This is a genomic window from Streptomyces sp. bgisy100, assembly GCF_057709105.1.
In genome coordinates, this window is the sequence record NZ_JBYITE010000055.1 from 1 (window position 1) to 25,161 (window position 25,161).

At 72.4% G+C, this 25,161-nt stretch carries 21 protein-coding genes; 8 read left to right on the forward strand and 13 right to left on the reverse strand.

What is annotated here, in order from left to right:
- Positions 1–76 precede the first annotated feature (76 nt).
- The 5 genes from AC3EQ1_RS27035 to AC3EQ1_RS27055 all read right to left on the reverse strand — a co-directional run bounded on the left by AC3EQ1_RS27035 (position 77) and on the right by AC3EQ1_RS27055 (position 4,652).
- Positions 77–817, reverse strand: coding sequence for an IPT/TIG domain-containing protein (locus AC3EQ1_RS27035; protein ID WP_432096946.1), 741 nt, complete (start codon positions 815–817; stop codon positions 77–79).
- Between the two features lie 646 nt (positions 818–1,463).
- Positions 1,464–2,096, reverse strand: coding sequence for a hypothetical protein (locus AC3EQ1_RS27040; protein WP_432096947.1), 633 nt, complete (start codon positions 2,094–2,096; stop codon positions 1,464–1,466).
- A 184-nt stretch (positions 2,097–2,280) separates the two neighbouring features.
- A complete protein-coding gene (locus tag AC3EQ1_RS27045; protein ID WP_432096948.1) occupies positions 2,281–3,045 on the reverse strand; it encodes an enoyl-CoA hydratase/isomerase family protein in 765 nt (254 codons plus the stop codon).
- The gene (locus AC3EQ1_RS27050) at positions 3,042–3,494 is read right to left on the reverse strand and encodes a Zn-ribbon domain-containing OB-fold protein (RefSeq protein ID WP_432096949.1); all 453 of its coding nucleotides are present in this window, start codon (positions 3,492–3,494) and stop codon (positions 3,042–3,044) included. The genes AC3EQ1_RS27045 and AC3EQ1_RS27050 overlap by 4 nt, the downstream gene beginning before the upstream one ends.
- 6 nt (positions 3,495–3,500) lie before the next feature.
- A complete protein-coding gene (locus AC3EQ1_RS27055; protein ID WP_432096950.1) occupies positions 3,501–4,652 on the reverse strand; it encodes a lipid-transfer protein in 1,152 nt (383 codons plus the stop codon).
- Positions 4,653–4,794: 142 nt separating this feature from the next.
- Here AC3EQ1_RS27055 and AC3EQ1_RS27060 point away from each other — a divergent pair, with 142 nt between their 5' ends.
- Complete coding sequence (locus tag AC3EQ1_RS27060) at positions 4,795–6,426, forward strand: FadD3 family acyl-CoA ligase (protein ID WP_432096951.1); 1,632 nt, start codon at positions 4,795–4,797, stop codon at positions 6,424–6,426.
- A gap of 184 nt (positions 6,427–6,610) precedes the next feature.
- Here the strand turns inward: AC3EQ1_RS27060 and AC3EQ1_RS27065 are convergent, their stop codons facing one another.
- The 3 genes from AC3EQ1_RS27065 to afsR all read right to left on the reverse strand — a co-directional run bounded on the left by AC3EQ1_RS27065 (position 6,611) and on the right by afsR (position 10,461).
- Entirely contained in the window at positions 6,611–6,799 is a 189-nt protein-coding gene (locus AC3EQ1_RS27065) for a hypothetical protein (RefSeq protein WP_432096952.1), read from the reverse strand.
- Between the two features lie 249 nt (positions 6,800–7,048).
- Entirely contained in the window at positions 7,049–7,309 is a 261-nt protein-coding gene (locus AC3EQ1_RS27070; protein ID WP_432096953.1) for a hypothetical protein, read from the reverse strand.
- A gap of 230 nt (positions 7,310–7,539) precedes the next feature.
- Entirely contained in the window at positions 7,540–10,461 is a 2,922-nt protein-coding gene (gene afsR / locus AC3EQ1_RS27075) for an SARP-family global regulator AfsR (RefSeq protein ID WP_432096954.1), read from the reverse strand.
- A 196-nt stretch (positions 10,462–10,657) separates the two neighbouring features.
- Between afsR and AC3EQ1_RS27080 the strand changes: the two genes are divergently transcribed.
- The 3 genes from AC3EQ1_RS27080 to AC3EQ1_RS27090 all read left to right on the forward strand — a co-directional run bounded on the left by AC3EQ1_RS27080 (position 10,658) and on the right by AC3EQ1_RS27090 (position 13,950).
- Positions 10,658–11,878: an amidohydrolase family protein gene (locus tag AC3EQ1_RS27080; RefSeq protein WP_432096955.1), complete on the forward strand. Its 1,221-nt coding sequence runs from the start codon at positions 10,658–10,660 to the stop codon at positions 11,876–11,878.
- 104 nt (positions 11,879–11,982) lie between these two features.
- Entirely contained in the window at positions 11,983–12,933 is a 951-nt protein-coding gene (locus AC3EQ1_RS27085) for an LLM class F420-dependent oxidoreductase (RefSeq protein ID WP_432096956.1), read from the forward strand.
- 138 nt (positions 12,934–13,071) lie between these two features.
- Positions 13,072–13,950, forward strand: a complete 879-nt coding sequence (locus AC3EQ1_RS27090; protein WP_432096957.1) for an SDR family NAD(P)-dependent oxidoreductase — start codon at positions 13,072–13,074, stop codon at positions 13,948–13,950.
- Between the two features lie 159 nt (positions 13,951–14,109).
- On the opposite strand, the gene AC3EQ1_RS27095 is transcribed toward AC3EQ1_RS27090, so the two are convergent.
- Positions 14,110–14,340, reverse strand: coding sequence for a DUF397 domain-containing protein (locus AC3EQ1_RS27095; protein ID WP_432096958.1), 231 nt, complete (start codon positions 14,338–14,340; stop codon positions 14,110–14,112).
- On the reverse strand, positions 14,337–15,206 hold the full coding sequence (locus AC3EQ1_RS27100) for a helix-turn-helix domain-containing protein (protein ID WP_432096959.1): 870 nt from the start codon (positions 15,204–15,206) through the stop codon (positions 14,337–14,339). Before AC3EQ1_RS27100 ends, AC3EQ1_RS27095 begins: the two co-directional genes overlap by 4 nt.
- A 192-nt stretch (positions 15,207–15,398) precedes the next feature.
- Between AC3EQ1_RS27100 and AC3EQ1_RS27105 the strand changes: the two genes are divergently transcribed.
- Entirely contained in the window at positions 15,399–15,881 is a 483-nt protein-coding gene (locus tag AC3EQ1_RS27105) for an ATP-binding protein (protein ID WP_432096960.1), read from the forward strand.
- A gap of 39 nt (positions 15,882–15,920) precedes the next feature.
- Here AC3EQ1_RS27105 and AC3EQ1_RS27110 read toward each other — a convergent pair whose 3' ends face one another.
- On the reverse strand, positions 15,921–17,537 hold the full coding sequence (locus AC3EQ1_RS27110) for an ADP-ribosyltransferase domain-containing protein (RefSeq protein ID WP_432096961.1): 1,617 nt from the start codon (positions 17,535–17,537) through the stop codon (positions 15,921–15,923).
- Positions 17,538–17,849: 312 nt separating this feature from the next.
- On the opposite strand from AC3EQ1_RS27110, the gene AC3EQ1_RS27115 reads away from it, so the two are divergent.
- The 3 genes from AC3EQ1_RS27115 to AC3EQ1_RS27125 all read left to right on the forward strand — a co-directional run bounded on the left by AC3EQ1_RS27115 (position 17,850) and on the right by AC3EQ1_RS27125 (position 22,014).
- Positions 17,850–18,527, forward strand: a complete 678-nt coding sequence (locus AC3EQ1_RS27115; RefSeq protein WP_432096962.1) for a macro domain-containing protein — start codon at positions 17,850–17,852, stop codon at positions 18,525–18,527.
- A gap of 194 nt (positions 18,528–18,721) precedes the next feature.
- Positions 18,722–19,852, forward strand: coding sequence for an LLM class flavin-dependent oxidoreductase (locus AC3EQ1_RS27120; RefSeq protein ID WP_432096963.1), 1,131 nt, complete (start codon positions 18,722–18,724; stop codon positions 19,850–19,852).
- A 416-nt stretch (positions 19,853–20,268) separates the two neighbouring features.
- Positions 20,269–22,014: an N-acyl-D-amino-acid deacylase family protein gene (locus AC3EQ1_RS27125; protein ID WP_432096964.1), complete on the forward strand. Its 1,746-nt coding sequence runs from the start codon at positions 20,269–20,271 to the stop codon at positions 22,012–22,014.
- Between the two features lie 238 nt (positions 22,015–22,252).
- On the opposite strand, the gene AC3EQ1_RS27130 is transcribed toward AC3EQ1_RS27125, so the two are convergent.
- Both AC3EQ1_RS27130 and AC3EQ1_RS27135 read right to left on the reverse strand, forming a co-directional pair.
- The gene (locus AC3EQ1_RS27130; protein WP_432096965.1) at positions 22,253–22,864 is read right to left on the reverse strand and encodes a hypothetical protein; all 612 of its coding nucleotides are present in this window, start codon (positions 22,862–22,864) and stop codon (positions 22,253–22,255) included.
- 416 nt (positions 22,865–23,280) lie between these two features.
- Positions 23,281–24,861, reverse strand: a complete 1,581-nt coding sequence (locus tag AC3EQ1_RS27135; protein ID WP_432096966.1) for a CehA/McbA family metallohydrolase — start codon at positions 24,859–24,861, stop codon at positions 23,281–23,283.
- Positions 24,862–25,161 lie beyond the last annotated feature (300 nt).

The following is a 25,161-nucleotide window of genomic DNA, read 5'->3' on the forward strand; positions in this document are numbered from 1 at the left end:
GAAGCCGGGGGCTCCCGCCCCCCGAGACGGCCCGGGGTGGGGTGGACGGCGGGAACCCGCCGCCCACCCCGGCCTGTTAACCGGGAGGTGCCACGTAGACGAAGCTGTTGGCACTGGCGTCGGTGCCGCCCTCGGTGGTGACGTTGACGGCCACCGTGCCGGTGCCCGCGGGCGAGTAGGCGATCAGCGTGGAGTCGTCGATCACCTGGAACGCCGCCGAGGTCGCGCCGAACGTGACGGTCTGGGTCGTGCTCAGCCCGGTGCCCGGGACGGTGACCGCGGTGCCGCCGGACTCGGGGCCGGTGGCCGGGCTGATGGTGCCGACGGTGGGTGCGTCGACGTAGGTGAAGAAGAGCCCGTTGGTGCTGCCGCCCCGGGTGGTCACCGTGACGGGCACGGTTCCCGGGTCCTCCGCGGTGGGCGCCGTGACGTTCAGCGTGCTGTCGTTCACCACGGTCGGGGTCGCCGAGCCGACCGCGCCGAAGGTGACGGAGGTCGCGGTCGTCAGATTGGCTCCGGTGACCGTGGTGGTCGATCCGTCGAGCGGTCCCGACGTCGCGCTGAGCGTCGACTTGATGGGCGGGCTGATGTAGTAGTACGCCACCGGCGTGGTGACGCCGCCCGGAGTCGTCACGGTCACGCCGACCGAGCCGGTGCCGGACGGAGCCGTCGCCGTGATCTGGGTGGCGCTGTTGACGGTGTAGGAGGCCGACTTCGTTCCGAACTTCACGGCGGTCGCGCCCGTGAAGTTGGTGCCGGTGATGACCACCGAGTTCCCGCCTGACGCGGGGCCCTGAGTGGGGTTGATAGTCGCCACGACGTTGTCCCTTTCCTCGCATGGGTGGGCTCCCGCCGGATGGGATACCGGGGCGGACCGACTCGGCCGGGAGGGCCGGCCGAAGGGTTCCCGGGGGTATCGGCCCGGTGGTGACGCCGGAGCAGGGCACTGTGCAGGTCCGTGCGGAGCCCCCCAGGGCACAGGGGCCCCGTGCTGCGTGCCCTGGGGGAGTGCGCGACGGCGTGCCCGCCGCGGTGCGGGGTCGCCGGAATGGGAGCGGGCGAGCGGCCGGTGACCTCGGAGACAGGCCTTCGACCCTTTGCCTGGAAAACATTGAAACCGAGGAGGTCACGGCCCCGACAGAGCGCATCGGACGCACCATGGGGTGAATATGACCATATGTGTAAAAGACCATCGGGGAATCGCTGCGCCGGGGTGCGCCCGTCTCCCCGGGGGAGTTCCGCTGCGGCCTGCGTGTGCGCCGGGTGTCGCCGTGGCCCGGTCGGCCGGGAGAAACCCGGGGAACAGCAAAAATCCCACAGTGCCGACCGTCATGGGGCGCTCATGGCGCTGGATCAGCCGATGGCGTGATCGCTCGAACGCCGTTGACGTGAGCTGCGGGACCGGCAGGACCGCGGGGCTGGGGTGCCGGACTGCGGGACGGGCCCGTCGGCGCCCGAGGACGCTACCGCCTGGGAGGCGGGCGGTGGTCCGGCGGCCAGGGCTCGTCCGGCGGGGGCGGTGGCGGGTAGGGCTGTGTGGGGGTGTCCTCGTCGACGGGACCGCCGCGACCGCCAGGGCCGCCCGGACCGCCGGGACCGGGACCGTAGTAGGGCTCGGGCTCCGGCTCGTAGCCGTACGGCTCGGGTTCGGTCAGTTCCCCGCCGCGGCCGTGCCGGGACCGGCGGCGCTTGCGGCCGGCCATCAGGAGCGCGCCGAGCAGGATCAGCAGCGAGCCGCCGACGGCCAGGGCGGCGCCCGCGCCCAGCCCTTCGGCGCCACCGGCCGTGAGGCTTCCGGTCGCCTGCCCCTGCCGCACCATCCACAGCACCGTGAAGCCCAGTGACACGATCCCGGCCAGGGCGACCGTCAGCCGGGACCGGAAGATCACTCCCACCAGGGTCAGCAGGGCGACGAAGAGCATCACCACGAACACCGACTCCCAGAGTTCGGCGGAGACCGTGGTGATGCCGTCGAAGAGGTCCTCCATGCGGATGTCACGGCCCTGGCGGTTGCCGTACCAGGCTCGGAAGGGGCTCGCCACAGCGGCCGCCGCCCCGAGGAGGGCGACCGTGGAGCCGAGGGCGTTACGTGCCATGAGCGCGGATCACCTCCCTTCCGACGCTACGCCGGGAGCCGCGCCTCCGCCATGGGAAGCCGCCTTATGGCCAGGCGCTGTGGCCAGGCGCTGTGACCGGGCCCCGTGGCCGGGCTCCGGCCACCGGCCGGCCGGGCCCGCCCGGTCGCGGCACCCCTCGACTCCAGGGGCCGGTGCCGGCCGGTCAGCGGGTGCGGAAGTCCCGGGTGCGCCGGGTGAACAGCTCCGCCTGCAGCTCCGGGGGCGCATTGCCGAGGGCGATCAGCGCCGCGGCACCCGCGAACGCCTGGCCGCGGGCCGCCTCACGGGCCGACCACACGGCCCGTACGGTGCCCTGCACCGCGGCGGTGGGGTAAGACGCGATGACCGACGCCGCCCGCAGCGCGGCCGTCATCAGCTCGTCCGGTTCCACCACCTCGGAGACGAGCCCGGTCTCGTACGCCCGGTGCGCCGACAGCCGTTCCGCCGTGCCCATCAGGGACATCCGCGCCACCTCGCCGAACGGCATCCGCTGCGCCATGGCGATGGCCTCGTAGGCGCTGACCATGCCGTAGCCGGTGTGCGGGTCGAAGAAGGTGGCGGTGGTGGAGGCGATGAGGAACTCGCACTCGCCGAGCAGGTAGAACGCGCCGCCGCAGGCCATGCCGTTGACCGCCCCGATGACCGGCTTCCACAGGTCGTTCGCCTTCGGGCCGACCGTCAGGAGCGGGTCGTCGACCGAGTACGGGCTGCCGGGCTGGGGGACCTCGGCCGACCGGTCGATGCCGGTGCAGAACGCCCGCTCGCCGGAGCCGGTGAGCACCACCGCGCGCACCGCGTCGTCCCGGCGGAACGCCTGCCAGGTGCGGCGCAGTCCGGCGGCGGTCGGGAGGTCGATCGCATGGTGGCGCTCGGGCCGGTCGAGGGTGACGACCGCGACACCGTCCCGGATCTCGGTGCGGACCGTCATGACCGGTCCGGGAGCCAGCGGGGCACCGTGACGGTGCTGCCCGGAGGCCGGGTGAACACGGCCCGGACGGGCGCCCCGATCCGCAGCGCACCGGGGGCGGCGGAGTCCAGTGGCGCGTCCGGGGCGGTGACCAGATTGCCGACCAGCCGGATCAGCGGGTCCTCGGCCAGTTCCACGACGATCGCGTTGTACGGGGCCTGGGCGGCGTAGGCGGGCAGCAGCGGCGGGTGCGCGACGACGTACGACCAGATCCGGCCGCGTCCGCTCATCCGCAGCCACTCCTGGCCGAAGGAGTGGCAGTGCGGGCAGCAGGGCCGGGGCGGGAAGCGCAGCCGGCCGCAGTCGGCACAGGCCTGGACGCGCAGTTCCCCCCGGGCGGCGAACTCCCAGAAGGGCGCGCCGTCGTCGTCGGCGACGGGGGACAGCAGTCCGTCGGCGGTTTCCGGCATCCGGTATCAGCTCCTCAGGAGCAGGGCGGACGTGGGGACGCCCTCGCCCGCGGTGACCAGGCAGGTGGCGGCACCGGGGACCTGGGCGGTGGAGGTCCCGCGCAGCTGGCGCACGCCTTCGGTGATCAGGTTGAAGCCGTGGACGTAGGCCTCGGAGAGCCCGCCGCCGCTGGTGTTGACCGGCAGCCGCCCGCCGATCTCCAGCGCCCCGCCCTCGGTGAAGGCCGCGCCCTCGCCCCGGCCGCAGAAGCCGTAGCCCTCCAGGGAGAGCGGGATGAGCGGGGTGAACGCGTCGTAGATCTGGGCCACATCGACGTCCTGCGGCCCGAAGTCGGCGGACTTCCACAGGTGTCGGGCGGCGGTCCAGGCGGGGCCGGTGAGCGGGTCGTCGTTCCAGTAGTTGACCATCCCGTGGTGCTGGGCGGGCAGCCCCTGGGCGGCGGCGTGGATGCGGACGGGGCGCCGGCGGCAGTCGCGGGCCCGTTCGGCGGAGACCACGACGCAGGCCAGGGCGCCGTCGGTCTCCAGGCAGTTGTCGTAGAGGCAGAGCGGCTCGCTGATCCAGCGCGCGGTCATGTACATCTCGCGGGTCAGCGGCCGGTCGTACATCATCGCGGCGGGGTTCTGGTTGGCGCGGTTGCGGCAGGCCAGCGCCACATTGAAGAAGTGGTCGCGGGTGGCGCCGTACTCGTGCATGTAGCGGCGGGCCAGCATCCCGATCTCGTCGGCGGGGCGGAGCAGGCCGAACGGCCGGGTCCACTGGCCGGGTGTGGGGAGCTGGACGGCGGTGTTCCGCCAGGGCCGGGGGCCGGAGCCGCGCTTGCGCGACCGCCAGGCCACGCCGACGGTCGCCTGCCCGGCCGCGATGGCGGCGGCGAGGTGGCCGACGGTGGCGCAGGCGCCGCCGCCGCCGAAGCCGACCCGGGAGAAGAAGGTGACGTCCCCGGCGCCGATGGCCTTGGCGAGCTCGACCTCGTCGGTCTCCTCCATGGTGTACGAGGCGAACGCGTCGACCTCCGACGGCGCGATGCCGGCGTCGTCGAGCGCCGCCAGCACCGCCCGGCAGGCGAGGGTCTTCTCGGGCTCGGGAAGCTGCTTGGCAAAGGCGGTCCGGCCTATGCCGACGATCGCCGTGGCGTCCTTGAGCGCCGTCCCCATCGCCACCTCCGTGGTCGGCCGTCACTGCTGACAGCGGGGAAGGCTACCGTTAATCTGACGGTCAGTCAGCAATGTGAACGGCGGCAATGCGGACGGCGGCAGTGCGGACGGCGGCAGTGCGGGCCGGAACGGGAGGCGGGCGATGCGGGGTACAGCGGCTCTCCGGGGAGCGGCCTCCGGACCTCCGGCGGACCGCGCGGCCATTCCGGGGCTGGTCCGCCGGGCCGCCGAGCGCCACCGCGACCGCGAGGCGGTGGTCGACGGGCGCACCCGGATCACCTACGGGGAGCTGAGCGAGCGGGTCGAGCGGGCGGCCGCCGCCTGCATCGCCCGGGGGGTGGAGCCCGGCGACCGGGTCGCGGTCTGGGCGCCGAACACCCTGGAGTGGATCGTCGCCGCGCTCGGCGCCGTCACCGCGGGCGGTGTCCTCGTCCCGGTCAACACCCGTTTCAAGGGCGCGGAGGCGGCGTACGTGCTGGAGCGGACGCGGGCGAAGCTGCTCTTCGTCACCGGGACCTTCCTGGGTACCTCCTACGTCGCCTCGCTGCGGCGCGCCGCCGGGCAGGGGCCGGGGGAGGGGCCGCTCCCGGGGCTGCCCCGGCTGCGCGAGGTGGTCGTGCTGGCCGAGGACGCCCCGGCGGACTTCCGCACCTGGCGGGAGTTCCTGGCCGACGGCGCCGCGGTGCCGCCCGGTGCGGTGCGGGAGCGGGCGGAGGGGGTCCGCCCCGGCGACCCCTCGGACATCACCTTCACCTCGGGCACGACCGGCCGGCCGAAGGGCGTGGTCATCACCCACGCCCAGACCCTCCGGGTCTACGAGGTCTGGAGCGAACTGGCGGGGCTGGAGGCGGGGGACCGCTATCTGATCGTGAACCCGTTCTTCCACACCTTCGGCTACAAGGCCGGGATCATCGCCTGTCTGCTGCGCGGGGCGACGATGGTCCCGCAGCCGGTCTTCAACGTGGACACCGCGCTCGCCAACCTGGCGGCCGAACGCATCACCGTGCTGCCCGGCCCGCCCACGCTCCACCAGGCGCTGCTGGACCACCCCGCCCGCTCCCGGCACGACCTCAGCGCGCTGCGGCTGGTGGTGACGGGGGCGGCGGTCGTCCCGCTGGACCTGGTGGAGCGGCTCCGCGGCGAACTGGGCGTCGCCACGGTCCTGACCGCCTACGGGCTCAGCGAGGCGTCCGGCACCGTGACCATGTGCCGCCGCGGCGACCCGGCCGAGGTCGTGGCGTCCACCTCGGGCCGGGCCATCCCGGACACCGAGGTCCGGGTCGTCGGCCCGGACGGCGCGGAGACGGCGCCGGGCCTGCCGGGCGAGGTCCTGGTCCGCGGACACCATGTGATGTCCGGCTACTTCGAGGACCCGCAGGAGACCAGGAAGGCGATCACGCCGGACGGCTGGCTGCGGACCGGCGACGTCGGGGTGCTGGACGCGGACGGCAACCTCCGGATCACCGACCGGATCAAGGACATGTTCATCGTCGGCGGCTTCAACGCGTATCCGGCGGAGATCGAGCAACTCCTGGGCCGGCACAAGGATGTGACGGAGGTGGCGGTCGTCGGGATTCCGGACGCGCGGCTGGGCGAGGTGGGCAAGGCGTATGTGGTGCGCAGGCCGGGCGCGACGCTCACCGCGGACGATCTGATCGCCTGGTCGCGCCGGGAGATGGCGAACTACAAGGTGCCCAGGGCGGTGGAGTTCCTGGCGGAGCTGCCGCGGAACGCGAGCGGGAAGGTGCTGAAGACCGAGCTGCGGTCGGGATGAAGGCGCAGTCCCCCGGCGGGCGTTCCTGCAGCCGCTCCGGCAAGGCGGCTCTCTCGCCCGGCAACTCCCGCACCCGGCAACTCCCGGTAGAGGCAACCCCCGGCATGGCAACGGGGGCCGTGCGTGACGCGCTCGGCCCCCGTCGGGCGTGCCGGACGGGGCACGCCGCTGTGCTGCGGCTGGTTCAGCTGGTGTGGTGGTCCCCGGGGAGCGCCTGGACGGCGGTGTCCTCGACCGGGGCGACGCCCGCGTGGTGGTCCTCGGTGCTGACGCTGACCGGCCGGTGGCTGTCGGCCATGGCCGGGGCGGCTCCGATTCCCGCCGTCGCCGCGGCGATTGCGAACGTGACGAGAATCTGCTTGGTGCGGGTCATGTCAACTCCTCTGTGTGGCGCGGAAGGTCGTTCACTGGGAGAACTTAGCGATGGAATTGCAAACGTTTGCACCATTGGCCCGAAATAACCCAAGGGTGGCGTGATCCAACCCTCCCGGCATGCGGCCGGCCGCGACGGCTCCCCCTCCGTGCCGTCGCGGCCTCCCCCCCGTCATGCCTCCCCCGTCATGAGGAACCAGGACCCGGCCCGCGCCTCCGCCTCACCGGCGGCGGCGCGGGCGTCCGGCGGCTACTTGCCCCCGCCGGACGCGTGGTGATCCATGGTCCGGACACCCCCGCCGGACGCATGGTGGTCCTTCGGCTTCATGTCGCCCCCGGACGCGTGGTGGTCCTTCGGCTTCATGCCGCCACCCGACGCGTGATGGTCCGCGGTCCGGACGTCCCCGCCCGAGGCGTGATGGTCCTCGGTGGTGACGTCGGCGTCGTGGTCGGCCTCCACCTTGCTGGGGTCGACACCGGGCGCGGGCGTGGTCTTCGCGGTCGTGCTCATCGTTCTCAACTCCGTTGGGTCGCAAGGGGGACCCATTCTGCGGTGCCCGTCCGGCGACTCCCCCGTGGGTCGCCGGCCGGGCATCTCAGGGCCTGTCACCTGACGGTGAACCTGTCCACCTGACGGTGAGGCATCCCCCGACCCGCCTGCCCCCCGTTGCGGCGAGTCGATGTACCCAAGAGTGGCGTGCCGCGATAAACGATCGATGAACGCGCCCGTCCGGATGGCGGTCAGGCGGCGGTGGCGGGCGCCAGCAGCGCCCGGACGTCCTCCGATTCGGCCATCCCCGCACCCTCGAAGAGGCCCAGTGCCTCGCGCCAGCACGCCCGGGCCCGGTCCGACTGGCCGAGGCACTCCAGCGCCCGGCCGAGCAGCGTGAGGATGTTGCCGCGCCGCCAGTCGCCACCGATGCCGTGCAGCTGTGCCAGGGCCTGTTCCGCATGGGCCGCGGCCTGCGCCGGGCGGTCGTCGGCGAGATGGGTCTCGGCGATCCGGTAGAGCGTCATGCCGACCCAGAACCGCTGCCGGTTCTCCCGGAACACGGCCAGTGCGTCGCCGAGCCGCTCCAGCGCCGCGTCGTGCTGGCCCAGCGCGGTGAGGGCCAGCCCCAGGGCGTACAGCCCGTTGGCCATCCGCAGCGTGCCGCCGAGGCCCCGGTAGATGGCCAGCGCCTGTTCGGCGAGCTCCACCGCGTGCGTCGGGTTGCCCATGTTGAGCTGCACCCGCGAGAGGTTGCTCAGCGCGCTCGCCTCGCCGTGCCGGTTGCGGTCGGCCCGGAAGGCGGCCAGCGCCTCGTTGAGGTGGGTCTGGGCGTCGTGGTGCCGGTTCTCGTAGATGGCGATGATGCCCAGGTCGTTCGGCGCGGTGCAGCAGGGGATCGGGTCCTGGGCGGCCCGGCCGAGCTCCAGGGCGCGCCCGGACTCCGCCCCGGCCTCCTGGAACCGGCCCGCCAGGCTGTGCCCGTGGGCGAGCACCGTCCGCGCGCGGGCCTCGGCCTGCGCGTCGCCCTGCTCGCTCGCGGCGGCGATGACGGCCCGTGCCGACTGCTCGTACTGCCGGGCGACCGCACCCGACTCGGAGAGGTCCTGGGTGGCCAGCAGCAGATCGGCCGCCCGCCGCAGGGTGTCGCCGGTGGCCGCCTGGCGGGCGGCGGCGAGCAGGCAGGCCGCCTCGCTGAACAGCCAGTCGAGCGCCTGCGTCCGGTCCTCGAAGGCCAGCCCGTCGCCGGGGGTGTAGGCCAGGTGGTTCACGACGTGGTCGCCGGGGCGCTCCAGGGCGTAGATGCCCGCCGCGGTCGCCAGGTAGAAGTCCAGCAGCCGGGACATCGCGGCGTGCCGCTCCGCCGGGGGCTGCTCGTCCCGCTCGGCGCACGAACGCGCGTAGAGGCGCACCAGGTCGTGGTAGCGGTAGCGGCCCGGCGCCGCGGACTCCAGCAGCGAGGTGTCCACCAGGGACTCCAGCAGCTCCTCCGCGTCGTACGGGTCGAGGTCCAGCACCGCGGCCGCCGCGGCCAGCGAGATGTCCGGGCCCTCGGCCAGGCCCAGCAGCCGGAAGGCCCGGGCCTGCTGCGGTTCGAGCTGGCCGTAGCCCAGTTCGAAGGTGGCCTTCACCGCGAGGTCGCCCGCCTGGAGTTCGTCCAGCCGCCGCCGCTCGTCGGCGAGCTTCGCCGCGAGCGCCGACACCGTCCACGTCCGCCGCGCGGCCAGCCGGGAGGCGGCGATCCGGATGGCGAGCGGCAGGAACCCGCAGGCCGCGACGACATCGAGGGCCGCCTCCCGCTCGCTGCCGACCCGCTCGGCTCCCACGATCTTGGTGAAGAGCTGGAGGGCCTCCTCGGGGTTCATCACATCGAGGTCGACCAGGTGTGCGCCGGCCAGGTCGACCATCCGGACCCGGCTGGTGATCAGCGCCGCGCAGCCGTCCGTGCCCGGCAGCAGCGGGCGCACCTGCGCCGCGTCGCGCGCGTTGTCGAGCAGCACCATGACCCGCCGGCCGTCGAGCGTGGAGCGGTAGAGCGCGGCCCGCTCCTCGACGGAGTCCGGGATGGCGGAGTCCGGGGTGCCCAGCGCCCGCAGGAACGCGCCCAGGACGGCCTCCGGCTCAGCGGCCCGGGCGCCCGCGCCCTGGAGGTCGACGTACAGCTGTCCGTCCGGGAAGCGGTCCCGGGCCACATGCGCGACGTGGACGGCGAGGGTGGTCTTCCCGACGCCGCCGATCCCGGCCACCGCCGACACGGCCATGACCCGGCCCTCCGTGGTGTCCAGCTGGTCGCTCAGCTCCCCGACGAAGGAGTCCCGCCCGGTGAAGTCCGGAACGCTGGCGGGGAGTTGCGCCGGCCGCACGACGACCGGGGCGTTCTCGCTGTGCCCGCCGTCCGGTGCCGCGAGGCCGATGTCGGCCTCCAGGATGCCCTGGTGCAGCTCGTTCAGCTCGGTGCACGGGTCGACGCCCAGCTCGTCGGCGAGGAGCCGCCGGGTGTCCGCGTAGACCGCGAGCGCCTCCGCCTGCCGTCCGCTGCGGTACAGCGCCAGCATGAGCAGCGCCCGCAGCCGTTCGCGCAGCGGGTGCGCGGCGGTGAGGGCGGTGAGCTCCGAGACGGCCTCGGCGTGGCAGCCGACCTCCAGGTCCAGGTCCAGCCGGGTCTCCAGGAGCTGGAGCTGCCACTCCTCCAGCCGGGTGCGCTGCGCCTCGACGAACGGGCCGGGCAGGCCGGCCAGCGGCTCCCCGTCCCACAGGTCCAGCGCGGCGTTGATGAGCTCCCGCGCCCGGCCGCGGTCGCCGCGGCCCCGGGCCTTCTCGGCGTCCGTCACGTAGCTCTCGGCGAGCGCGATGTCGAGCCCGCCCTCCTCGACCCGTATGGCGTACCCGCCGGACTCGCTGACCAGCGCGTCCGAGTCCGGGCCGAAGGCCTTCCGGACCCGGGAGGCGTAGGTCCGCAGAGCGGCCAGGGCGGCATGCGGCGGTTCCTCGCCCCACAACGCGTCCACCAGCTCGGACGCGGTGGCGGTCCGTCCGCCGCGGAGCAGCAGGGCGGCCAGGAGGGCGCGCTGCTGCGGTGAACCGGTCGGGAGCGGCTGCTCGCCGCGCCAGGCCCGTACGGGACCGAGTACGGCGAAACGCAGGCGTGGCCCGGGCGCCGGTTCCTGGCCCATCGATGCCCCCAGATGATTTCGGAGTCCTGTCGCTCCCCCGGACCCGTCCGGGAGGTGCCCCCAGCCAGTTTGCCTTGTTCATGACGGCTGCGTCAGTAGGGGCGGCGGGTCTGCACAAGGCCCGTACACCGTGCGGGGGTTCCGGCCGGGGGGCGCGTAGCTGACGGTTCGTCAGTTCAGCGCTACCGTGGCAGCCATGGAGAGCTTCCCGAAGATAATCTCGGTGGACGACCACACGGTGGAGCCGGCACATGTCTGGCGGGACCGGCTCCCGTCGAAGTATCACGACGTCGGACCGCGTGTCGTCCGTGCGCCACTGAAGGAAATGACCTTCGTCGGCGGGCGGTTCGCGCCGGTGATGGGTGCTCCCGGGGACGACGGACCGCTCGCGGACTGGTGGCTGTACGAGGACCTCCGCAGGCCGCTGACGCGTCTGGACACGGCCGTCGGCTGTTCCCGCGACGAGGTGAGACTCGAAGGAATCACCTACGAGCAGATGCGCCCCGGATCCTTCAGCGTGCCCGAACGGCTGGCCGACATGGACGTCAACCATGTGCAGTCCGCCCTCTGCTTTCCCACCTTCCCCCGCTTCTGCGGGCAGACCTTCACCGAGGCGAAGGACCGCGAGCTGGGCCTGCTCGGCGTCCGCGCCTACAACGACTGGATGGTGGAGGAGTGGTGCGGCCCCGAGGCGCAGGGCCGGCTCATCCCGCTGACCATCGTGCCGCTGTGGGACGCGGAGCTGGCGGCGGCCGAGGTGCGCCGGAACGCAGCCCGGGGCGTCCGCGCCGTGTGCTTCAGCGAGATCCCGCCGCATCTGGGGCTGCCGTCCATCCACACCGACGCCTGGGACCCCTTCCTGCGGGCCTGTGACGAGACCGGAACGGTCGTCGCCATGCACATCGGGTCCTCGTCCCGGATGCCGTCCACCTCGGCCGACGCCCCGGCGGCGGTCGGCTCCACCATCACCTTCGCCAACTGCTGCTTCTCGATGACCGACTGGCTGATGTCCGGCGTGTTCGACCGGTTCCCCCACCTGCGGATCATGTACGCGGAGGGCCAGATCGGCTGGATCCCCTACATCCTGGAGCGCGCCGACGTGGTGTGGGAGGAGAACCGCGGCTGGGGCGGAGTGGCCGACAAGGTGCTGCGCCCGCCGTCCGAGCTGTTCGCCGAGCATGTGTACGGCTGCTTCTTCGACGACGCGTTCGGCCTGCGCAACCTCGACGCGATCGGGGTGGGCAACGTCCTGTACGAGACGGACTACCCGCACTCGGACTCCACCTGGCCGAAGTCCCGGGAGGTCGGCGAGGAACAGATGGGGCATCTGGCGCCCGACGTCGTCGAGCGGATCGTCCGGGGCAACGCCATCGACCTGCTGGGGCTGACCGGGGACGGACTCTGGCCGGGCCGGTAGCCCGCTGTCGGCGGTCTTGTCCGACGTGACGCCGGACTACAACCATGAGCCTGCGTGCCGGGGGCGCCGTGCGCCCGGCGGACGGCCAAGGCCAAGGAGGTCGTATGGATCGGACTCCGCCCCCCGAGCGCCTCGGGTACGGGATGCAGCTTCCCGTCCAGTCGCTCAGCACCCTGTTCGCCGAGCCGTGGGAGGCCGGCGGCGGGCCCGCGGACCTCGCCGCCGTCGCCCGGGCCGCCGACCGGCTCGGCTTCGCCTACATCGGCTGCTGCGACCATGTGGCGATTCCCCGGCGGCTGGCCGCCGCCATGGGGACGACCTGGTACGACCCGGTGGCCACGCTCTCGTTCCTGGCCGGTGTCACCGAGCGGGTGCGGTTGCTGAGCCATGTGGCGGTCGTCGGGCTGCGGCACCCGCTGGCCACCGCCAAGCAGTACGCCACGCTCGACCGGCTCTCCGGCGGGCGGCTGCTGCTGGGGGTCGGCGCCGGGCATGTGCGCGAGGAGTTCGAGGCGCTCGGGGCGGAGTTCGACGGGCGCGGGCGGGTGCTGGACGAGGCGATCGACGCGCTGCGGGCCGCGCTCGGGCCGGAGGAGTTCCCGGAGTTCGCCGGTGAGCACTTCGCGTTCAGCGGGCTGGGACAGGCGCCCCGGCCCGCGCAGCCCGCCGGGCCGCCGGTCTGGGTGGGCGGTTCGTCGCCCGCCGCGGTCCGCCGGGCCGCGGTCCGCGGTGACGGCTGGCTGCCGCAGGGCGACCCGCGCGACCGGCTGCCCGAACAGATCGCCCGGATCCGGGAACTGCGGGAGCGGGCCGGGGTGCGCGCGCCGATCGTCATCGGGGCCATCGCCGAGCCGCTGTACATCGGCGAACCGGGCTGGGACGTCGGCCGACGGACGCTGTGCGGCAAGCCCGACCGGATCGCGGAGTCGCTGCGCGCCTATCCGGCCATGGGGGTGCGGCAGCTCCAGGTCCGGTTCCGGAGCCGGAGCCGGAGCGAACTGATCGAGCAGATGGAGGCGTTCGCTACCGGGGTCGGCCCGCATCTCGAGGACTGAGGGCCGAGCATCAGGCGCTGAGCGCTGAGGACTGGGGCGCTGAGGACTGGGGCACCGAGCACCGAGCACTGACGGACGGCCGCCCGCCGCTCAGGAGTGCGGGCCGGCGGCCGGTCGACCACGGCCGGGGAGGCAGGCATGGGCAAGCTGGACGGGCGCGTCGTCATCATCACCGGTGCGGCACGCGGACAGGGCGAGCAGGAGGCACGGCTGTTCGCCGCGGAGGGGGCGTGGGTGATCCTCGGCGACGTCCTCGACGACCGCGGCAAGGACCTGGCCCAGGAGCTGGGGTACCGCGCCCGGTACGTGCACCTCGACGTCGGCCGGGAGGACGACTGGAGCGCGGCCGTGGACGTTGCCCGGTCGGCGTTCGGGAGGCTCGACGGGCTGGTCAACAACGCCGGGATCCTGCGGTTCAACGAGCTGGTGAACACCCCGCTGGAGGAGTACGAGGAGGTGGTCCGGGTCAACCAGACCGGGGTGTTCCTCGGGATGAAGGCGGTGATCCCGGAGCTGGAGGCGGCGGGCGGCGGAACCATCGTCAACACCGCTTCGTACACCGCGCTGACCGGCATGGCCTTCCTCACCGCGTACGCCGCGACGAAGGCGGCGGTCCTCGGGATGACCCGGGTCGCGGCGCTGGAGCTGGCGGGGAAGGGGATCCGGGTGAACGCGATGTGCCCGGGGGCCGTCGACACCCCGATGGTCAACCCCGGGAAGGCCGCCGGGCCGGGACACGGGCCGGAGGACGGGAACGGGACGTCCGACGAGGGCAGCGGCGTGACGGACGACAGCGGGGCGAGGGACGACGGAAGGGCGAGGGACGACAGCGGGGTGAGGGACGACAGCAAGGCCATGTACGACTACTGCGCCAAGGCCGTGCCGCTGGGCCGGATCGGGCGCCCCGAGGAGATCGCCCGGCTGGCGCTCTTCCTCTCCTGCGAGGACTCCTCCTACGTCACCGGCCAGCCCTTCGTCATCGACGGCGGCTGGCTGTCCGGGGTCTCCGTGCTCTGACGTCCGCTCCGGAGAACGGTGGCTCGGTTGCGGCGCGGGCCCCGCGTCCGCAGGCCGGACCGAAAGCCTCACCTGTCTCACGGAGTTCGTTCGGGACTGGCACAAAGACGAAATGCCCTGCTCTCCAGCTCTGGAGGAGAGCAGGGCCCTTCTGCACGACTAAACCGGGAACTCGCCCGCCTTCACCGCCTCGATGAACTCCTGCCACGCCTGCGGCTGGAATGTGAGCATCACGGAACGCTCGGAATCCTTCGTGTCACGGACGGCCTGGAGGCCGCTGCTCAGTGCGCCCCGCTCGATGCAACCGTTGGCGCTTCCGCTGTAGGTGCTCTTGTGCCAGCGGACGCCAGCATCATCGGTGTACGAGACCGGGGGCAGAATGGGCTTCATGATCGCTTCGTGTCCTCAAGGAGTTTGCGCAGATACTTCTTCGAATCAGCCGGAGCCAGGGCTGCTGTCGCCATCTCGACCCAAGTCTGCTCGTAGGACCTCACGTCCTCGGTTTCCTCAAGAAGAGTTCCGCCGGTCCTGTGCTCCAGCCAGGCGAGCGTGAACGCTGGTGGGCGAGAAGTGGAGAAGAGTGTAAAGGGCGGATACTGGTCGAGAGGCATCGCGGCGTCGACAGGCAGAACCTGGAGCGTTACGTTGTCGCGCTCCGCCATCTCCAGCAGGTGTTCCAACTGCCCTTCTCGCACCGGTTCAGGAATCCGGTGCAGAGCCGGAGTCTCAATGATCGTCCGCAACTCAAGCGGCTCACTGCCGGGGTGGCACAGGCGTTCCTTCCTCTTGATTCGGGCCTCTACCCGGGAGTCCACCTCATCTTCCGGAGCCCCGTAGCGGATGATGTGACGGGCATAGTCCGCTGTCTGGAGAATTCCCGGAAGCACCACGGATTCGTATGCCCGAACCCGCTCACTCTCCTCCTCAATGGTGAGGTAGTCCTCCAGCAAGCCGTACAGCAGAGGTCCCTGCGGTGCCGTAGAGGACCAACCCCTCTGGCGCCTGTCCAAGGCGAGCCGATGCAGGCTCGCACGGTGCGCCTCGTCCTCCACGCCGTAGAGGTCGAGCAGGAGATTGAGGTCCAGTTTCCGGATGCCTCGGTAGCCGCTCTCGATGTGGGAGATCTTGGCCTGACCACATTGCAACACTTCAGCAGCGGCTTCCTGGGAGCGTCCGGTCTGGACACGGAGCTTCCTCAGCTCCCTGGCGATCCGGAGGCCCCGCCACGTCGGCTGGCGGTTGTCGCTTGGGCTCATCTTCGCATGATGGCCCAGCGCCTGACGGTTGTACAGGTGCGACCGAGGCCTCTCGGAATGTATTCCGCCGGATTACTTGACGGAGTGATGTGTGCTGCGTCACTCTGACTCTTGTCGCGCAGTGCAACTGATGCGTCGCGCTCTGTCGATCATCGGCTGCTGGTCCGACGCTCGGAACCTGTAAGGAGAGCCATGGAGCTCTTGACCGTCACGCCCTACCGGCGCAGTCTCGTGCCGGACCCCGAACTGCTCCCTGGTGTCCGTTCTGAAGTCGCGTCAGAACTCTGTGCGTGGGGAGTGGGGTCGGCGGTTCCCGACGTCACGCTCGTCCTGACGGAGCTTCTCGCCAACGTCCACCTGCATGCGTCGGGACAGGTGGCGGACGTCCTCGTCAGACCGGAGATGTCTCCGGTCGCTGGCCGGCCTGAAATGTGCAGCATCCTGGTCAGCGTGAGCGATCGCTCGCACAAACTTCCGCACCTCTGTGCTCCAGACCCCTTCGAGACCCACGGGCGCGGGATGCTCCTGGTCGATGCGCTGAGCAGTCACTGGGAGACGGTCTTAACTGCCACGGGAAAGACCATTCGGTGCCATGTCCCCGTCCCGGTCCATGTGAAGCAGGGAGGGCGGGCCCTGCACCCGCCCGTAACGCAGCGCACCCGTCCCTCCCGTTAGCCCCTCCCGTCACGTCGTCTGCTCGGGGCGCCCGACGGCTCAGGACACCAGGTGCTGCTCCGCCAGCTCCGTCAGCCGCACCGTGCACAGGCCGCCGCGCTCGGACTTGACCTGTGTGACCTTGAGCCGGGTGCCCGGCGAGAGGATGAATTCCTCTTCGTGGGTGAACGCGGAGAAATTGCGGATGCCCACCGCCCGGGCGGGGGTCACCTCGAAGAGCGTCCGCTTGCCGCTGCGGCCGAGGAACGACCGTGCCACGCCGAGCTCGGGCGTGCAGGAGGAGACGCCCCACCAGGTCACCGTCCGCCCGACCGGGTACTGCGACCGGAGGTCCAGCGAGACCCCGCGCCACAACGGATCCGTGCGGACCGGAAGCTCCCTCACCGCGGAGAACAGCAGCCGCAGATACGGGAGATAGGGAAGGACGTGGTCCCGGTCCGGGTCGCGCAGTACGGCGTTGATCTTCCGGTAGAAGGCGGACGGACAGGTGTAGAGATAGAGCGCGGCAATCGCGTCTGCGGACAGGCTCCCGGCCGCTTCGTCCGCCCTCCGCTTGCCGAATTCGTACGACTCCCCGACATGCCGGTCGAGGTTCGGCATCAGGGCGACGACCGGGGCGACGGCATTCCGGAAATCCATCAGCGGGGTGTCGAACACGCCGGTGATCGCGGGGAGGGCGAGGCCCTCGTCCTTGACGCTCGCGAGCCGTTCCAGATAGAGCTGGTGCAGCTCCATGGTGGACGTGATGAACGCGCCCATGCGCTCGGCGGTCCCGGCGTCCGCACCGCCGTCCTCGGCCCCGCTCTCGTTCCACCCCTTGCTCGGCAGCCAGTCGACCGGATCGGTGCCCAGTGACGCGAGGGCGTCGTTCACCGTGGCGAAGTGGTCGCCGTCGCAGAATATGTCGCCCTGCGCCGCGGGATTCGGGTGGTCGATGTGCCGGACATCGACGTCGGGGTACTTCTCCTGGAGCTGAAGGACGACCTTTTTCAGATTGCGGGCATGCGCTCCCCACCACGCGAAGACGACACCGCGGTCCTCCTCGTCGGCATTCTGCTTCGCCTTGAGGATTTCCTCGACGATCCGCTCGGCGACCGGACGCCAGAATGCGGTGTGCCGGTCGCTTCCCCGCGCCTCGGCGGTACTCGCGGTAAGTGCCGCGTTCAACAGCAGAACGCCCTGCGTCAGCATGGCCTGGAACCATTCCGGCGGCTGGACGGTCTCCTGCTTCTTCAGCAGCGAACGAATATCGGCGATCGGGGTCTTCTTGGGAATGCCGTACTTCCACATCGCCGCCGCTTTGATGATGCAGCGAATGCTGACGACCCTGCCGAACTGGCTGTCAGTCCAGTCGTGAAAGGTGTTGTCGAACATGGCGATGCCGGTCGCGCTCTCCGGCCGCGGGTAAGGATTCTGGCCGAAGACGACGACCTTCCACTTGTGCGGCGGATGGGGCTTGAGCGCCTGAAAGGTCAGTTCCCGGGCCGGAACGACCTCCGGGGCCCGGCCGGAACCGATGAATCCGGCCGCGCCCGGCTGTGCCTCGATGACCGGCTTCAGCAGCGGAAGCCACGGTTCACCGCCGCCGGCGAAGAGTTCGGCGAGGGTCAGCGGGTCATTCGGGTCGGGCTCGGCCGGGGTGGTGGCATCGCTCATGGTGAAGAAGCTCCGCAGGGTCGAACCACGCCTGCTGGGAGGCGCGGTTGGCGAGATGGTCGATTCCGGGCGAAACCCTGAAGGTGACGGAAAGGGCTCCGGAATGGCATGTGTACCGGAGGGGGCTGACATTCCTGCGCTGCGCCCCATTTCAGGGGGGGGGCTCCGCGGAAAACTGGCGGAAGGCTAACACGGGTCACTCCGGCCACAAGGGTGACGGCGCATCACGGGCCGCTGTGCACAGGGGCGTTGTCAGTGGGGCGCGGTAGCTTCCTGAGTGACGGAAGAGCCGTATCCCGATCGGAGTGCACGATGACCGTGAACCACCCGCAGTCGCCGCTCAAGGTGGTCCTGACCGACCTCAACGCCGATGTGGTGAAGGCGTGGCGGGCGGCATTCGCCGACACCCCCGGAATCGAGATCCGCAAGGGCTCGATCCTCGACGAGGACGTCGACGCCTGGGTCAGCCCGACCAACTCCCGGGGCCGGATGGACGGCGGGGTCGACGCGGCCGTCAAGCGGCATCTCGGGGCGGGCATACAGCTGCGCGTGCAGCGGGCGATCCGCGACCGGTTCGCGGGGAGCCTCCCGGTGGGCAGCGCGGTGTGCGTTCCGTCCGGGGCGGTCGCCCCGAAGTTCCTCATCTCGACGCCGACGATGGAGTCGTCCTCGCAGAACGTGAGCGAGACCCTGAACGTGGCCCTGGCGTGCGCCGCCGCGTTCCAGGCGATCCACCGGCAGAACCGGGAGACGCCGGGCAGCATCACGTCGGTGGCCCTGGTCGGCATGGGGGCCCGGACCGGCCGGGTGCCGGCCCGGGTCTGCGCCAACCTGATGTGGACCGGGCACACCCTGTTCCAGGACCACTGCTTCGAGGACTACGACGACCTGCGCAGCACGATCGTCGCGCAGCTCGACGACCTGGAGAGCGCGCCCGTCGAGCAGCGGGTGCGCATCGCGCCGCCCCAGCGCTCCACCGCGCGCCGCTGACCGGCTCCGCCCGGCCCGGCGGCGCCCCGCAGGGCCCGCCCCGTACGCCCTGCGGAGTCCTGCCGGCGCCGCCTCGCCCCGCCCCGGCCCCGGCCGACGTGACGCATCGGCGTCTCTTGACGGTCCGGGGCCGCGGTGCGAGAGTCGAGCCATGATCTGACGGAGCGTCAGAAACAGAGGGGCGGTGAACCTCCTTGGAATTCGGACTCTTTGTGCAGGGGTATGTGCCCGCGGCGCGGACGCGGACCGACCCCGAGGCCGAGCACCACGCGCTGATCGAGGAGACCGAGTACGTCATCCAGGCCGACCGCTCGGGCTTCAAGTACGCCTGGGCCTCGGAGCACCACTTCCTGGAGGAGTACTCGCATCTCTCGGCCAACGACGTCTTCCTCGGCTACCTGGCCCACGCGACCGAGCGCATCCACCTCGGCTCCGGGATCTTCAACCCGCTGCCGCAGGTCAACCACCCGGTCAAGGTCGCCGAGAAGGTCGCGATGCTCGACCACCTCTCGGGCGGACGGTTCGAGTTCGGATCGGGGCGCGGCGCGGGCAGCCACGAGATCCTGGGATTCCTGCCGGGTGTGACCGACATGAACCACACCAAGGAGATCTGGGAAGAGACCATCGCCGAGTTCCCCCGGATGTGGCTCCAGGACGAGTACCCGGGCTTCCGGGGCAAGCACTGGTCGCTGCCGCCGCGGAAGGTCCTGCCCAAGCCGTACGGGGCGTCGCACCCCGCCATGTGGTACGCCGCCGGCTCCCCCTCCTCGTACGCCATGGCCGCCCGCAAGGGCCTGGGAGTCCTCGGCTTCAGCGTGCAGAAGGTCGCCGACATGGAGTGGGTCGTCGACTCCTACAAGACCGCGATCGAACAGGCCGAGCCGGTCGGCGGCTTCGTCAACGACAACGTGATGGTGACCTCCACCGCGATCTGCGCGGAGACCTCCGAGAAGGCCCGCCGGATCGCGGTCGACGGCGGGCTGAACTACCTCCAGTCGCTGCTCTTCCGCTACCACGACACCTTCCCCCGGCCCGAGGGCATCCCCGAGTGGCCGGAGCTGCTGCCCGAGTACACCGAGGAGATCGTCGAACTGCTCATCGGCGAGGAGCTGATGATCTGCGGCGACCCGGACGAGGTGCTCCGGCAGTGCAAGCGGTGGGAGCAGGCGGGGGCCGACCAGCTCTCCTTCGGCCTGCCGATCGGGATCCCGTACGAGGACACGATGAACACGATCAAGCTGATCGGTGAGCATGTGATCCCGAAGATCGACACCGACCCGGTGCACCGCACCACGCGCTTCCGCCGGGCCGCCGCGAGCGGCTGAGCGCGCCGGAGCCGGTGCGCCGGAGCCCGTGCCCACTGCCCGGGAGCGGCCGGGCGGTGAGCCGGTCCGGTGTTCCCGGAGCGGTCCGGTGTGCCGAGCCGGGGCTTCGAGCCGAGCCGGCGCCCCGGGCCGAGCCGGGGGCGCGGTGGCCGGGCCGCCACCTGGCGTGCTCCCTCCCCGGAACCCGGGACGCCCCCTGTCCGGCAGGGGACGTCCCGGACGGGACGGCGGAATCCCGGTCCGCCGTCCCGGTGGCGGCCCCGACCGGACGGCTTCCGCGGCGGCGGCCCGCCGCGCGGGGCCCCCGGCCGGGGCCGGTACCGGCAGGCGGCCGGGCATGCGTGCCGACGGCCCCGACGGCCTCGACGGCACGTCCCAGGACCGGAACGACGACCAGCCGAGAAGGGAATCCCGCCATGCTCGACCACCTCATCCGGGGCGCGACCGTCGTGGACGGCACGGGCACACCCGGGTACGTCGCCGATGTCGGCCTCCGGCAGGGCCGGATCGCGGTCGTCGCCGCACCCGGGACCGTCACGGAGGAGGCGCGCAGTACCGAGGACGCGACCGGGCTGGTGCTCACCCCCGGCTTCGTCGACCCGCACACCCACTACGACGCGCAGCTGTTCTGGGACCCGTACGCCACCCCGTCCATGCACCACGGCGTGACCACCGTCGTCGGCGGCAACTGCGGTTTCACGCTCGCACCGCTCAACCCGGAGCGGCCCGGGGACGCCGACTACACCCGCCGGATGATGAGCAAGGTCGAGGGGATGTCCCTGGTCGCCCTGGAGGAGGGGGCGCCCTGGAACTGGTCGTCCTTCGGCGACTACCTGGACGCCCTGGAGGGGCGGATCGCCGTCAACGCCGGCTTCATGGTGGGGCACTGCGCGCTGCGCCGGCATGTGATGGGCCCGGACGCCATCGGCGGACAGCCCACACCGGAACAGCTGGACCGGATGCTGCGGCTGTTCCACGACGCCATGGACGCCGGGGCCTGGGGGCTGTCCACCACCCAGTCCGCCACCCACTCCGACGGCGACGGCGAACCGGTGGCCTCGCGGCACGCCCGGCCCGACGAGCTGCTGGCCCTCTCCCACGCCGTGGCCGAACACGAGGGCACCCAGCTGGAGGCCATCGTCGGAGGCTGCCTCGACCGGTTCAGCGACGAGGAGATCGACCTCTTCGTGGCGATGACGGCCGCGGCCGGACGCCCGCTGAACTGGAACGTGCTCACCATCGACTCGGCCGTGCCGGACCGCGTCCCCCGCCAGTTGCTGGCCTCCGAGCGGGCGCGGGCGGCGGGCGGCCGGATCGTGGCGCTGACCATGCCGATCCTCACCCCGATGAACATGTCGCTCGGCACCTTCTGCGCCCTCAACCTCCTGCCCGGCAGCTGGGGCGAGGTGCTCGGCCTCCCCGTGCCGGAGCGGATCGCCGCCCTGCGCGACGCGGAGGTCCGCGCCCGGCTGCGGCGCTCCGCGGAGAGCGAGGAGGCCGGTGTCTTCCGGCGGCTCACCGACTTCGCCCGGTACGTCATCGGGGACACCTACTCCGCCGCCAACGACGGGCTCACCGGCCGGGTCGTCGGCGACATCGCGGCCGAACGGGGCCAGGACCCGCTCCAGGCCATGGTCGAGGTCTGTGCCGCCGACGAGCTGCGCACCGTGCTGTGGCCGATGCCGACCGACAACGACCCGGCCAGCTGGGAGCTGCGGCGGCAGGCCTGGAAGCACGAGGACGTCCTGCTCGGCGGCTCGGACGCGGGCGCCCATCTGGACCGGATGTGCGGCGCGCCGTACACCACCCGGTTCCTCGGCGACTGTCTGCGCGGGCGGCGGCTGGTCGGGTTGGAGCGGGCGGTGCAGATGCTCACCGACGAGCCCGCGCGGCTGTTCGGTCTGCGGGACCGGGGCCGGATCACCGAGGGTGCCCACGCGGATCTCGTCCTGCTCGATCCGGAGCGGATCGACGCCGGCCCGGCCCGGCTGGTGCACGACCTGCCCGGGAACAGCCCGCGGCTGGACTCCCGCGCGGTCGGCGTGGTGAGCGTCCGGGTCGGCGGGGTGGAGACGGTCCGGGGCGGCGAGGTCACCGGCGCCGTGCCGGGGACGGTGCTGCGCTCCGGCCGGGACACCCGGACGGTGAGCACCGCGGACTGAGCGGGGCGGACCGGGCGGACTCCGCGGACGTCCGCACCAAGGGCCTGGGCGGCGGCTCCGCCGGGCTGACGGCCAGTGCCGTCATCGGCATCTCCACCGGAGGTGGGCTCGGAAGCAGGTCCGGACGTGGGTCCCGACGCGGGCCCGGACGTGGCTTCCCCCTCGGGCCCGCGACGAGTCCGAGGGGGAAGCGCCGGGTGGTCATGCACCCGGCCGTACGGAAATGCCGAGCACCTGGTCAGAGGCGCTGGACGACCTCGCAGTCCGTCAGGACGTCCTTGCTCGCCGCGTCGGCCAGCACGGTGTCCACACCCGGGCCGCAGTCCACGTTGTCGTAGCCGCCGTTGAGGGCGACGATCACGTCGTTGCCCGGGCCGCCGCTGAACGAGGGCTGGGTGGGCGCGCTCGGCCAGCCGTCGCTGTCGTAGAGCCGGTCGCTGCCGCCGCCGCCGTCGATCGAGTCCTGCCCGCGGCCGCCGTCGAGCAGGACCGAGGCGAGCACCTCGTCCGTGGTGACGGCCGAGTCGTTGCCGTCACCCAGGGCGGCGCGGATCGAGGTCAGCGTGCCGGCCGGGCCGCAGTCCGCCGAGTTGGCCGTGACCGTGGTGCAGCCGGGGCCGGCGGTGAGGCTGGTGGAGTCGGTGACGATCAGGTTCCCCGTGGTGGCGGAGAAGGTCACCGCGTTGGTCTCTCCGGGCAGGGCCGCGAGACGGACCTGGGCGCCCACCCGGACGACGGCCGCCGGGTTCGCGGCGGCCGAGGTGGTGATGGCGGCTGTCAGGGTGACAGCACCCAGAAGGGGGACGAGGACGCGCGCTCCGCGGCGGAGGCGTGCAGCATTCCGTGTCATCGATGCAGTCCTTGCTGTTCGGGCGTGCCCCATGAGCCGTCGGACCCGGCCGGAGGCAGCCACTCGGGGCGTGGCCGCGCACTGGGGCAGCAGTGCTGGACGCGGGCCGAGATGAGGCCCGACGATCCTCAGCGGTACCCGGGCGCCGTCCCACGGCACCGGGTGCGCGCGCAGTACGCTCCGCTGCCGTGCCGGATCGCCCGACCGGGCCTCCCCGGTTGGCGCGGTGCCGGGGGACGGGCTAGTGGGGCGTGCTGCGGGACCGTCGGTGGGGTGCCGGACCGGCGGGGTTCCGTGTCGGCGGGGTTCCGTGCCGCGGCGGGCCCGTTCGGTCGGGCCCGTTCGGTCGGTCCCGGCCTCGGTCCCGCCTCGCCGGTCGCTGCCCCGTCAGCCCTGCCCCGCCCGTCCCCGCCTGGTCAGTCCCGCCCCAGGAACACCGGGTTGGTCATCGCCGCCATCGTGCCCGGCAGCCCGGAGGACCCGCCGTCGGCCGGTGCGTGCCGCACCTCCGCCCGGACATAGGCCGCGTACTGCGGCGTCGTCCGCCACTCGACCGTCCCGGAGCCGGAGGCGGGGAGCTGCTCGGCGTGCAACTGGCCCTGGTCGGTCACCAGGCGGACCGAGCAGCCGGGGGCGCCGGACACCTCCAGCCGCACCGTCACCGGCGTGTCCCGGTCCACCTCCAGCCGCCCGCCGATGCCCGCGTGCTTCCCGCGCCCGCCGGTGGCGCCGAACGTCAGCTCCACCGCCGAGGACTCGGCGATCCAGCTCCGGCCGGCCCGGATGCCCTCCAGGACCGCCGCCCGCGACAGGTCGTCGGCGAGGACCACGGTCTGCGGATGGCCCACCGGCTGCGGCTCGCGGTGGGCGTCGCTGTTGCCCATCGCGGGCAGCCAGCCGTGGCGCCCGGCCCCCGCCCCGGAGCGGCCGGACCGGACGGCCGCCACCAGGGTGTTGTCCCACCCGGCGACGGCCGCCTCGTCGTCCGGGGTGAACGCGCCGTTCCACACCTCCACCGCGTCCGCCTCGTCGAAACCGAACTTCCAGTTGCAGCCGACACAGGTGCCGTGCGGATGCGCCGGGACGACCAGGCCGCCGGCCTGCCGGATCCGCCGCGCGAACCGACCGAACACGCTGTCGCGGGCGCGGTACCGCCAGTCGATGAAGGTGCCCCCGTCGATGCCGAGTGCGATCACATGGCCGTTGCGGGTGGTGACCTCCTCACCGGGCAGCACCAGCAGGTCGTCGCCCCACAGGCTTTCCCACGCACCGTGCCCCGAGACGGTGTTGTGCTCCGTCGTGGTGATGAAGTCCAGCCCCGCCGCGCGGGCCGCGGCGGCGGTCTCGGCCGGGGTGCGCAGCCCGTCGGAGTGGACGGTGTGCAGATGGCAGTCGCCGCGGTACCAGGCCCGGCCCCGGCCCCTGGCCCGCTGCGGCGGGTACACCGGCTCCGGCGTCGTCCCCGGTGCGCCGTACCGCTGGGTGACGGTGACGGTGTAGTCCATGCCCTGCGGCGCGACGGTGTACGGGCCGAGGACCACCTGCCAGGTGCCCGGCCGTACCGGGCCCGCCAGATAGCCGGGCGTCGCCCGTTCCGCGCCGATCGTGAACTCCGTGCGGGCCCCGCCCGACCAGCCGCGGAAGCCCCGGCCGCCCAGCTCGGTGCCGCGCTCGTCGAAGATCCCGATGTCGCAGGCGTTCGTCTGGGTGCCGGGCGGGACGGCCGGCTTGTCGTAGCGGTAGGAGACGGCGATCTCGCGGACCCCGCGGTCCACTTCGACCGGGAGATACACGAAGTCCGGCGCCCCGGGCGGCAGGTGGCCGGTGAGCGTCCGGGTCCGCTCCCGGCCGCTCCCGTCCCGGACGGGCTCGCGCGGCTCGGCGCCGCCGGCGACACTCACGCCGCTCACCGTAAGCGCGGTCGCCGCGCCCGTCACCGCGGACGCGCGCAGCAGTCCGCGGCGGTTCCAGCGGTCGGACTCGTGGTCTTCGCACATCGCGCTGACTCCCCAGGGTCGAGAAGGACGGACGAGGGCCGTTCCGTGGTGCGCCGTGCCCTCGTATTGAGCCGTGAACGCGGCGACAAGGGAAGAGGTGACGCCGCTTTCGCGCCGGTGACGGAGGCTTCCGGTGCCGTGCCGTGCCGTGCCGTGCCGTGCCGTGCCGTGCCGTGCCGCGCCCGTGCGCCGCCGAGCCGGCCCGTCCTCCCCGCTCCTGGCTGCTGCTCCTGCCGCCGATGCCGCCGGTGTCCGCGGTCCCGCACCGGCACCCACGGGGCCCGCACCGGCACCGCCGGT

What these genes read in the sequence shown, in the direction of transcription:
- AC3EQ1_RS27110 (WP_432096961.1), bottom strand. Translation starts at nt 17,537, where the DNA reads ATGAGCGATGCCACCACCCCGGCCGAGCCCGACCCGAATGACCCGCTG.
- AC3EQ1_RS27130 (WP_432096965.1), bottom strand. Translation starts at nt 22,864, where the DNA reads ATGACACGGAATGCTGCACGCCTCCGCCGCGGAGCGCGCGTCCTCGTC.
- AC3EQ1_RS27060 (WP_432096951.1), top strand. Translation starts at nt 4,795, where the DNA reads ATGCGGGGTACAGCGGCTCTCCGGGGAGCGGCCTCCGGACCTCCGGCG.
- AC3EQ1_RS27125 (WP_432096964.1), top strand. Translation starts at nt 20,269, where the DNA reads ATGCTCGACCACCTCATCCGGGGCGCGACCGTCGTGGACGGCACGGGC.
- afsR (WP_432096954.1), bottom strand. Translation starts at nt 10,461, where the DNA reads ATGGGCCAGGAACCGGCGCCCGGGCCACGCCTGCGTTTCGCCGTACTC.
- AC3EQ1_RS27115 (WP_432096962.1), top strand. Translation starts at nt 17,850, where the DNA reads ATGACCGTGAACCACCCGCAGTCGCCGCTCAAGGTGGTCCTGACCGAC.
- AC3EQ1_RS27090 (WP_432096957.1), top strand. Translation starts at nt 13,072, where the DNA reads ATGGGCAAGCTGGACGGGCGCGTCGTCATCATCACCGGTGCGGCACGC.
- AC3EQ1_RS27135 (WP_432096966.1), bottom strand. Translation starts at nt 24,861, where the DNA reads ATGTGCGAAGACCACGAGTCCGACCGCTGGAACCGCCGCGGACTGCTG.
- AC3EQ1_RS27105 (WP_432096960.1), top strand. Translation starts at nt 15,399, where the DNA reads ATGGAGCTCTTGACCGTCACGCCCTACCGGCGCAGTCTCGTGCCGGAC.
- AC3EQ1_RS27085 (WP_432096956.1), top strand. Translation starts at nt 11,983, where the DNA reads ATGGATCGGACTCCGCCCCCCGAGCGCCTCGGGTACGGGATGCAGCTT.
- AC3EQ1_RS27070 (WP_432096953.1), bottom strand. Translation starts at nt 7,309, where the DNA reads ATGAGCACGACCGCGAAGACCACGCCCGCGCCCGGTGTCGACCCCAGC.
- AC3EQ1_RS27100 (WP_432096959.1), bottom strand. Translation starts at nt 15,206, where the DNA reads ATGAGCCCAAGCGACAACCGCCAGCCGACGTGGCGGGGCCTCCGGATC.
- AC3EQ1_RS27050 (WP_432096949.1), bottom strand. Translation starts at nt 3,494, where the DNA reads ATGCCGGAAACCGCCGACGGACTGCTGTCCCCCGTCGCCGACGACGAC.
- AC3EQ1_RS27095 (WP_432096958.1), bottom strand. Translation starts at nt 14,340, where the DNA reads ATGAAGCCCATTCTGCCCCCGGTCTCGTACACCGATGATGCTGGCGTC.
- AC3EQ1_RS27065 (WP_432096952.1), bottom strand. Translation starts at nt 6,799, where the DNA reads ATGACCCGCACCAAGCAGATTCTCGTCACGTTCGCAATCGCCGCGGCG.
- AC3EQ1_RS27045 (WP_432096948.1), bottom strand. Translation starts at nt 3,045, where the DNA reads ATGACGGTCCGCACCGAGATCCGGGACGGTGTCGCGGTCGTCACCCTC.
- AC3EQ1_RS27040 (WP_432096947.1), bottom strand. Translation starts at nt 2,096, where the DNA reads ATGGCACGTAACGCCCTCGGCTCCACGGTCGCCCTCCTCGGGGCGGCG.
- AC3EQ1_RS27080 (WP_432096955.1), top strand. Translation starts at nt 10,658, where the DNA reads ATGGAGAGCTTCCCGAAGATAATCTCGGTGGACGACCACACGGTGGAG.
- AC3EQ1_RS27055 (WP_432096950.1), bottom strand. Translation starts at nt 4,652, where the DNA reads ATGGGGACGGCGCTCAAGGACGCCACGGCGATCGTCGGCATAGGCCGG.